This is a genomic window from Streptomyces sp. NPDC056734 (genome assembly GCF_042790455.1).
Taxonomy (GTDB): Bacteria; Actinomycetota; Actinomycetes; order Streptomycetales; family Streptomycetaceae; genus Streptomyces.
Map to the genome: position 1 here is coordinate 286322 of NZ_JBHTZD010000004.1, position 8472 is coordinate 294793.

General features: G+C 72.4%; 7 protein-coding genes. 4 read left to right on the plus strand and 3 right to left on the minus strand.

What is annotated here, in order from left to right:
* Window positions 1–43 precede the first annotated feature (43 nt).
* The 4 genes from ACFRFC_RS07625 (at window position 44) to ACFRFC_RS07640 (ending at window position 4277) form a co-directional block, all read left to right on the plus strand.
* Complete coding sequence (locus ACFRFC_RS07625) at window positions 44–307, plus strand: acyl carrier protein (protein ID WP_382687045.1); 264 nt, start codon at window positions 44–46, stop codon at window positions 305–307.
* Window positions 308–456: 149 nt separating this feature from the next.
* Window positions 457–2793 (plus strand): lantibiotic dehydratase, encoded by a 2337-nt coding sequence (locus tag ACFRFC_RS07630; RefSeq protein WP_382687048.1) that lies wholly within the window; start codon window positions 457–459, stop codon window positions 2791–2793.
* A gap of 237 nt (window positions 2794–3030) precedes the next feature.
* Window positions 3031–3927 (plus strand): LysR family transcriptional regulator, encoded by an 897-nt coding sequence (locus ACFRFC_RS07635; RefSeq protein ID WP_382687466.1) that lies wholly within the window; start codon window positions 3031–3033, stop codon window positions 3925–3927.
* Window positions 3928–4043: 116 nt separating this feature from the next.
* Window positions 4044–4277, plus strand: a complete 234-nt coding sequence (locus tag ACFRFC_RS07640; protein WP_382687051.1) for a hypothetical protein — start codon at window positions 4044–4046, stop codon at window positions 4275–4277.
* A gap of 17 nt (window positions 4278–4294) precedes the next feature.
* On the opposite strand, the gene ACFRFC_RS07645 is transcribed toward ACFRFC_RS07640, so the two are convergent.
* The 3 genes from ACFRFC_RS07645 to katG form a co-directional block, all read right to left on the minus strand.
* Entirely contained in the window at window positions 4295–5470 is a 1176-nt protein-coding gene (locus tag ACFRFC_RS07645; protein WP_382687053.1) for a DUF418 domain-containing protein, read from the minus strand.
* Window positions 5471–5587: 117 nt separating this feature from the next.
* Window positions 5588–5875: a zinc-ribbon domain-containing protein gene (locus tag ACFRFC_RS07650; RefSeq protein WP_382687055.1), complete on the minus strand. Its 288-nt coding sequence runs from the start codon at window positions 5873–5875 to the stop codon at window positions 5588–5590.
* 167 nt (window positions 5876–6042) lie between these two features.
* Entirely contained in the window at window positions 6043–8256 is a 2214-nt protein-coding gene (gene katG, locus ACFRFC_RS07655; protein WP_382687058.1) for a catalase/peroxidase HPI, read from the minus strand.
* Window positions 8257–8472 lie beyond the last annotated feature (216 nt).

Genomic DNA, 8472 nt, shown 5'->3' on the forward strand with positions numbered 1-8472 from the left:
CTGCCACTGCCACTGCCACTGCCACTGCCAAGGAGCACACGCCATGACCGACAACACCGCCACCGCCACCGTCACCAGCACCCTCGACCTGCTCGTAGACGTCTTCCGCGACGTCCTGGGCTGCGCCGACCTCACGGAGGACACCGACTTCTACGAGGCGGGCGGCGACTCCCTGACCGCCTTCCAGATCACCGGCCGTCTCCAGGAATTCCTCGGCGCCGACGACGTCCCGGTCTCCCTGGTCTTCGCCTACCCGACCCCGCGCGAACTCGCCGAGGTCGTCGACACCGACTACGGCCGGGCCTGATCCGGCGCCGTGGGCAGGTCCGTGTGGCCGAGAGATCTTCGGGACCCTGGCCCTCGCACACCCGTGCGCAGAGGGCCGGTGTACCCATTGGCCCGTCCCACCCCCTCGCACACCACTTCCCGCCGTCCCGCGTGTCAAGGAGTGCCGTCATGACCGAAGACCCCGTTCCGTCCCTCGGCCGCTGGCGGCTGTGGGAGCAGTTCGCGCTGCGCGGGCCGGGCTTTCCCGCCGACGGCGTGCTGCGCCTGGCCCCGCCCGGACTGGCCGAGGCCGCCGACAAGTTCGGCCCCGATACCCCGCTGTCCGGCCCCGACTGGGACGGCTTCGGCGCGGAACTGTCCGCCGCGGCCGTGGAAACCGCCCGCCACCTCCAGGACATCGCCCGCACCCCCGCGTTCCGGCAGGCCCTCGCCTGGCAGAACCGGCCCGTGCTCACCTCCGGCATCGCCCCGTTCCTGCGCTGGACGCCGGGCGTGGATCCCCGCAGCAGCATGCCCCGCCAGCGTGAGGAACTCGTCGCCCACTACTGGCAGCGGTTCTGCGTGAAGAACGACACCATCGGCTTCTTCGGCCCCGTCGGCTGGGGCCGCTGGGACAGCTCCGTACCCGGTGTCGCCGTCGACACCGGAACCGGCCTGATCGCCGACTCCACCGTCTACTGGGCCAGTTGGGGCATCGACGCGTTCGCGAAGATCCTGGACGCCGATCCGGAACTGCGCGGATGGATCGCGCCCAGACGGGTGCCGTTCGTCGTGGTGGACGGTGACGAGGTGCGGGTGCCCGGCAGGCCCCCGACGACCGTCTCCGCCGCCGCGGCGGCCGTCCTCACCCGCTGTGACGGCGTCCGGCCCGCCCGCGACATCGCCGCCGACCTGCCCGGCACCGATGTCCCCGCGACCCTGGCCGACCTGACGGCCCGCCGCTGGGCGTCCTGGCGACTGGAGGTTCCCGCGGGCACCCACCCCGAGCGCGCCCTGCGCGCCTGGCTGGAGAGCGTCGGCGACCCCGGCCCCCGGCAGCGCGCGCTGGCGGCCCTGGACCTCCTGGAGGCCGGCCGGGCGAAGGTCGCCGCCGCGACCGACGGGGACGAACTCGTCGCCGCGATGCAGGAACTGGAGCACGACTTCACGAACCTCACCGACACGGCCGCCGTCCGGGAGAAGTCCGCCTCCACGGCGCCCTGCCGCGCCCTCGTCTACAGCGACACCCGGCGCTCCGCCACCGCCCGCCTAGGTCCCGCCGTCCTCGAAGCGCTGTCCCCGCTGCGCGTCCTGATGGACAGCGCGGGCTGGCTCACCTCACAACTGGCCGACGCCGTCGCGGCCGGGACCCGCCCGGTCCACGACCGGCTCGCCGCCGACGGCCCGGTCGACCTCGCCTCCTTCTGGTTCGCGTGCCTGCCGGTGCTGCACGGCACCGCCCGCACCGCCACGGCCGACCTCCAGCGCGAGTTCGCCGCACGCTGGCGGCGTGTCCTCGACGTCCCCGAGGGAGCCCGCCGGGTGAACGTGCGCACCGCCGACATCGAGGCGGCCGTAGGCCGGGAGTTCGCGGGCGGTGGCGGCTGGACCGCCGCGCGCTACCTCAGCCCGGACATCATGGTCGCCGCCGACGGACCCGAGGCGGCGGCCCGCGGCGAGCTGACCCTCGTCCTGGGCGAACTCCACCTCGCCGCCAACACGTTGGGCGCGTCACTCTTCACCCACCAGCACCCGGACCTCGACGAACTGTTCGCTCTCACCGACCGAGATCATCCCGCCCCGCGCCTGATGCCCCTGATCCCCAAGGAACACCGGTCCCGCCTCTCCGCCCGGGTCCGCCACACGCTCGTACGGGCGCAGGACTACCAGGTCGCCCTCACCGACTTCACCGCGGACCCCGCCCGTCCCCGGGCCGTGCGCAGCGCCGACGCCGTCGTCGAGGAACGTGACGGCAACCTCGTCGTCCGCCTCCCGGACGGCTCCCTCTTCCCGGTGGCCGACGTCTTCTCGCACGTCCTGACCACGCTGTCGATGGACCTCTTCCAACTCCTCCCACCCGCCGCGCACACCCCGCGCATCACCCTCGACCGCCTGGTCGTCGCCCGCGAGACCTGGCGGCTGCCCGCCACGGAGGCGGCCTTCGCGGCGGAGAAGGACGAGGCCCGGCGCTTCGTGGAGGCCCGCCGGTGGCGCACCCGACTGGGCCTGCCCCGCTATGTCTTCGTCGTCTCCCCGACCGAGTCCCGCCCCTTCTACGTCGACTTCGACAGCCCGGTCTACGTCACGATCCTCGCCAAGGCCCTGCGCCGTCTGGCCCGCAAGGACCCGCACGGCACCGCCACGTTCACGGAGATGCTCCCGACCCCGGAGCAGACCTGGCTGACCGACGACGAAGGCCGCCGCTACACCTCGGAGTTGCGATTCGTCGCCTTCGACACCCAGGACCCGGTCGTCACAAGGGCGCCCGAAGCCGATCCGGTCGCATCGGACCGGGTGGATCGCTGACTTCCCGGTCTCCACGGCCACGACGGTCTGGACGTCAGCCTTCTGCATGTACGTCCGCTGCACACCCCGTCCGCTCTACGTCCCGTCCGCCCAGCGTTCACGCAGCCGCTCCCGGTCCAGTGGCCGGCCCGCGAAGCAGACCGCCGAGATCGCCCGGGTGTGGACGATGTCGTCCAGTGGGTCGGCGTCCAGGACCAGCAGGTCGGCCCGCTTGCCGGGAGCGAGGGGGCACGCACCATCGACTCCAGCTCCCGGGCGGTCGCCGAGCAGGGCACCTTCACCGCCGCCGCGGTCTCCCTCGGCTACACCCAGTCCGCGGTCTCCCGCCAGATGGCCTCTTTGGAGCGCGCCGCCGGTACGACCCTGCTCGACCGGCGCCGCGAGGGCGTACGCCTGACCCCCGCCGGGCACCTGGTGCTGCGCCGCGCCACCACCGTCCTCGACGAGATCGACCGCACCGCCCGGGAACTGTCCGGCCTGCCCGACCAGGGCGGCACCGTACGGGTGGGCCGGCCGCCCAACTCCGGGGCCGTGATCCTGCCCCGCGCCCTCACCGCCCTGCGCGCCTCCCACCCGGCGATCACCGTCACCTCCCGCGAGGGCAGCACCCCCGCACTCGTCCGCGCCCTGCGCTCCGGCAGCATCGACCTCGCCCTGCTGAGCTCCACCCCGCCGTATCGCCCGCTGGACGCCGAGTCCCCCTCACTGGTGACCGAGACGCTCACCGAGCGCGGCCTGTGCCTCGCGCTGCCCGTGTCCCATCCGCTGGCCCGCGGTGCCTACGTCGACATCGCCGACCTGCGCGGACAGCGCTGGATCGCCGCGCCCGCTTCCGGCGAGGACCGGCTGATGGGGGTCTGGCCCGGACTCGACGAACGGCCCGTCATCGCCCACACCGCCCGCGACCGGCCGGCCAAGCTGCACCTGGTCGCCGTCGGCCGCGGACTGACGACCGTCCCCGCCTCCCTCGCCCCGGCCGCCCCCGACGGCGTCGCCGTCCGTCCCGTCCGCGGCGGCGCCCGGGAACAGCGCCGGCTTCTTCTCGCCCGGCTGCCCACCCCACCGGCCGACGCCGTGTCCCGCGTCGCCGACGCCCTGCGCACCGCGTCCCGCCCCACGGACACAGCACCCTGATGACGCCCATGCCTGGTGCCGACACCACCCCCCTCACGGCTCTCCCCACCCCCACCCCTGACTAGCCTCATCGGTACGCACGGGGATCCACCCCACGCGAGCAACGGAGAGCAGCCATGGACCGCGACCGCTGGCGCGCGATGTTCGAGACGAGCCGCCTCACCACGACCGGCGAGAATCTCCGCCTCCACGACGGCCCCTGGGTCGTGTCCTGCGACCAAGGCGAGGGAATCCTGCGCGGCAAGCCCTACAAGGGCCTGCTCACCACGGTCCTGCACCGCGTCGACGCACGGGGCCGGATCGTGGAGTACCGCGAGTTCCTGGGCGGCCTCACCGAGCCCGTGACCTAGGTGAACCCCGGCTCCGCTCAGCGCCGCAGCACCCACCCCTGCACCGACTCCAGCGGCCCCTGCGAGAACCGGCGCAGCCACAGCAGGGCGAAGGCGATGAGCAGACCGCAGATCACCGCCCACAGGCCGATCACCCACCACGGCCCGCTGTCCGCGAAGGTCTCGGCCAGGCCGAGCCCGATGCCGTAGCAGGCCAGCATCGCCAGTACGTTCTGGAGGACGTAGCAGGTCAGTGCCGTACGGCCGACCGCGCTGAGGCCGCGGGTGGCGGCGCCCGGCAGCCAGGCGCGGTCGACCAGGACGCCGATCAGGCCCAGGTAGCCGAGGGCGACGAGGGGCGCGGCCACATAGCGGCCGAGGAAGAAGAGGTCCCCGCCGCCCAGGTACACGGCTGCGTTAAGGGGGAGGCCGAGGCCCAGACCCCACAGGGCCAGCCGCGAGCGCAGCAGACGTCCGTGGTCGCTGGCCGCGAAGGCGCCCGCCCGGTAGAGCCGTACGCCCAGCAGGAACAGGAAGAGCAGCAGACCGAAGGAGATGACCGGCTCCATGCGCAGTGCGAGCGCGTTGTCCAGCCGGAAGGCGATCTGGTCGAGCCAGCTTCCGTGGGCGTAGACATCTACGGTCCCGGCGGACACGCCTCGCGGGCCGTCGGACGGGTCGGCCAGCAGCGCGAGGGTGATCAGCGTCATGAGGGCCACATGCACGCCCACCGACGTCCACATGATCACCCGGCGCCTGCGCTCGGACCGCACCAGCAGCCGGGCCGCCAGCAGCGCGGTGAGCGCGTAGCCCATCAGCACGTCGAAGCCGAAGACCAGGACGAAGTGCACGGTGCCCTCGAAGAGGAGGAACAGCGCCCGGGGCCGGTAGCCGCGCGGCCACGCGGTGCCCCGGCGTTTCGCGCTGTCGTACTGGATCGCCAGCCCGACCCCGAACAGGACCGTCAGCATCGCCAGGAACTTGCCGTCCGCGAGGAACCGGAACAGCGCCTCGGCGGGCTCCTCGAACGGGTCCGCCATCGGCACCCCCTGGAGGAACGCCCACTCCGAGCCCGGCGTGGCGAAGATCCAGACGTTGGTCATCAGCGTGCCGAGGACCGCCACGCCTCTGAGGACGTCGAGGAGAGGTATTCGGCCCCTGGGAGGCCCGCTGACGGGCGGTGCGGCCAGGGACGCGCGCATGCTCTCGGACATGACACCAGCGTCCCCGGCGACCAGGCCGCGTTCTTCCTGCGCATGGAGGAAAGGGCACTGCATCCTTCGATGCAGCCGGGGCCGCCCGCCTCGGACCGGTGGACCCCCGCCCGCAGGTCAGGGGCGGTGCTGCTGCTGCGGCTGAGCCGATATGTGGGGGCCCTGGCCGGCCGCCGACTGCGCCAGCAGGCGATCCGCGACCTCCTTGGTCACCCGCTCCTCGGCGGCGCAGAACGTGCACTGGGTCGTGTACTTGGTCGACACCGGGAACAGCGGGATGAAGAAGAGGGAGAACTTCGTGACGTGCTTGCGCAGGGTGTGTGCCGCCGGGTTGCCGCAGCATCCGCAGACCAGCGTGAGGACCGCGAGCTGGTACAGATACCCCTTGGTACCAAAAATGATCATGTCTGATGCCCTCCCGTGCCGGTCTCCGCTCTGAGAACTCCCGAGCCCCGCCCTCCGTTCCCACCGGGACGAAAGGCGTCCGGTCCCACCAGGAAAAAGGCGTCCGGGCCGGCCCCTCGCGGAGCCGGCCCGGACAGGGCGATGCAATGATCAGCGCAGGTCGAAGATCAGCGCAGGTCGAACCGGTCCAGGTCCATGACCTTGGCCCACGCCGCGACGAAGTCCGTCACGAACTTCTCCTTCGCGTCGTCGCTCGCGTAGACCTCCGCGAGGGCGCGCAGCTCGGAGTTGGAGCCGAAGACCAGGTCGGCACGGGTGCCGGTCCACTTGACCGCGCCGGAGGCGTCACGCGCCTCGAACGTGCTCTGGTCCTCGGACGTGGACGACCAGCTGGTGTTCAGGTCGAGCAGATTGACGAAGAAGTCGTTCGTCAGCGTGCCCGGCGTCTCGGTGAGCACACCGTGCTGGGCGCCGCCCTGGTTGGCGCCCAGCACGCGCAGGCCGCCGACCAGCACGGTCGTCTCCGGCGCGCTCAGCGTGAGCAGGTTGGCGCGGTCCAGCAGCAGGTACTCGGCCGGCAGCCGGTTGCCCTTGCCGAGGTAGTTGCGGAAGCCGTCGTACGCGGGCTCCAGCGCGGCGAACGACTCGGCGTCCGTGTGCTCCTCGGCCGCGTCGACCCGGCCCGGCGAGAACGGCACCTCGATCTCGACGCCGCCGTCCTTGGCCGCCTTCTCCACGGCCGCGGAGCCGCCGAGGACGATCAGGTCGGCCAGCGAGACCTTCTTGGCGCCGGAGTTGAACTCGGCCTGGACGCTCTCCAGGGCGCGCAGCACCTGGGCCAGGTCGTCCGGGTTGTTGACCTCCCAGCCGCGCTGCGGCTCCAGACGGATCCGGGCACCGTTGGCGCCACCGCGCTTGTCGCTGCCGCGGAAGGTGGCCGCGGACGCCCAGGCGGCGCCGACCAGCTGCGAGACGCTGAGACCCGAGTCGAGGATCTTGGCCTTGAGCGCCGTCACCTCGGCGGCGTCGAGGGTCGCGCCCTCGGCGGCGGGCAGCGGGTCCTGCCACAGCAGCGTCTCGGCCGGGACCTCCGGGCCGAGGTACAGCGACTTCGGGCCCAGGTCACGGTGGGTCAGCTTGTACCAGGCACGCGCGAAGGCGTCGGCGAACTCGGCCGGGTTCTCGTAGAACCGGCGGGAGATCGGCTCGTAGATCGGGTCGAACTTGAGCGAGAGGTCCGTGGTGAGCATCGTCGGGCGGTGCTTCTTGTCCGCGTCGAACGCGTCCGGGACGATCTCCGGGGCGTCCTTGGCGACCCACTGGTTGGCGCCCGCCGGGCTCTGCGTCAGCTCGTAGTCGTACTCGAACAGGTTCTTGAAGAACCCGTTGCTCCACCGGGTCGGCGTGGTGGTCCAGGTGACCTCCAGGCCCGAGGTGATCGCGTCCTTGCCGACGCCCGTGCCGTAGGTGCTCTTCCAGCCCAGGCCCTGCTGCTCGATCGGGGCGGCCTCGGGGTCGGCGCCGACGGCGTCCGCCGGGCCCGCGCCGTGGGTCTTGCCGAAGGTGTGGCCACCGGCGATGAGGGCGACGGTCTCCTCGTCGTTCATCGCCATCCGGCGGAACGTCTCGCGGATGTCACGGGCGGCGGCGATCGGGTCCGGGTTGCCGTTGGGGCCCTCCGGGTTGACGTAGATCAGGCCCATCTGGACCGCGCCGAGCGGGTTCTCCAGCTCTCGGTCGCCCGTGTAGCGCTGGTCGTCGAGCCAGGTGGTCTCGGGGCCCCAGTAGACGTCCTCCTCGGCCTCCCAGACGTCCGCGCGGCCACCGCCGAAGCCGAAGGTCTCGAAGCCCATGGTCTCCAGGGCCACATTGCCGGTCAGGACCATCAGGTCGGCCCAGGACAGGGACTGGCCGTACTTCTTCTTCACCGGCCACAGCAGACGGCGGGCCTTGTCCAGGCTGGCGTTGTCCGGCCAGCTGTTCAGCGGGGCGAACCGCTGCTGACCGGCGCCCGCGCCACCGCGGCCGTCACTGATCCGGTACGTACCGGCGCTGTGCCAGGCCATCCGGATCATCAGCGGCCCGTAGTTGCCGAAGTCGGCCGGCCACCAGTCCTGCGACGTCGTCAGCACCTCGGCGATGTCCTGCTTCACGGCCGCCAGGTCCAGGGACCGGAACGCCTCCGCGTAGTCGAACTCCTCGCCCAGCGGGTTCGCCACGGGCGGGTTCTTGGCAAGGATCTTCAGATTGAGCCGCTCCGGCCACCACTGACGGTTGCCACCGCCCTGGGTGGGGTGCGCGGCACGCCCGTGGGCGACGGGGCAGCCGCCCGCGCCCTCCGCCTTGGGGTCGGTGACGATCGCATCGGGGTTCTCAGCCATGGGAATCCTTCCGAACTTGCTTGATCGGTGCTCAGGAACTGCTGACGGAACGGTCGAGGGCGGACCGTCCGGGGCGGGCGCCCCGGGAGTCGGCCCCGGCTCCGCCGGGTGGAAGGCCGCGGGGGGGGGGCCCCCCCGGGGGGGGGGGGGGGCCCCGGGGGGCCGCCCAGCACGGGGGGCGGGGGGGGCCCCCCCCCCGGGCCGGGGGCGCCCCCC

Bases quoted from the DNA above. Each gene is read 5' to 3' on its own strand.
- ACFRFC_RS07625 (WP_382687045.1), top strand. From the start codon at position 44: ATGACCGACAACACCGCCACCGCCACCGTCACCAGCACCCTCGACCTG.
- ACFRFC_RS07630 (WP_382687048.1), top strand. From the start codon at position 457: ATGACCGAAGACCCCGTTCCGTCCCTCGGCCGCTGGCGGCTGTGGGAG.
- ACFRFC_RS07640 (WP_382687051.1), top strand. From the start codon at position 4,044: ATGGACCGCGACCGCTGGCGCGCGATGTTCGAGACGAGCCGCCTCACC.
- ACFRFC_RS07645 (WP_382687053.1), bottom strand. From the start codon at position 5,470: ATGTCCGAGAGCATGCGCGCGTCCCTGGCCGCACCGCCCGTCAGCGGG.
- ACFRFC_RS07650 (WP_382687055.1), bottom strand. From the start codon at position 5,875: ATGATCATTTTTGGTACCAAGGGGTATCTGTACCAGCTCGCGGTCCTC.
- katG (WP_382687058.1), bottom strand. From the start codon at position 8,256: ATGGCTGAGAACCCCGATGCGATCGTCACCGACCCCAAGGCGGAGGGC.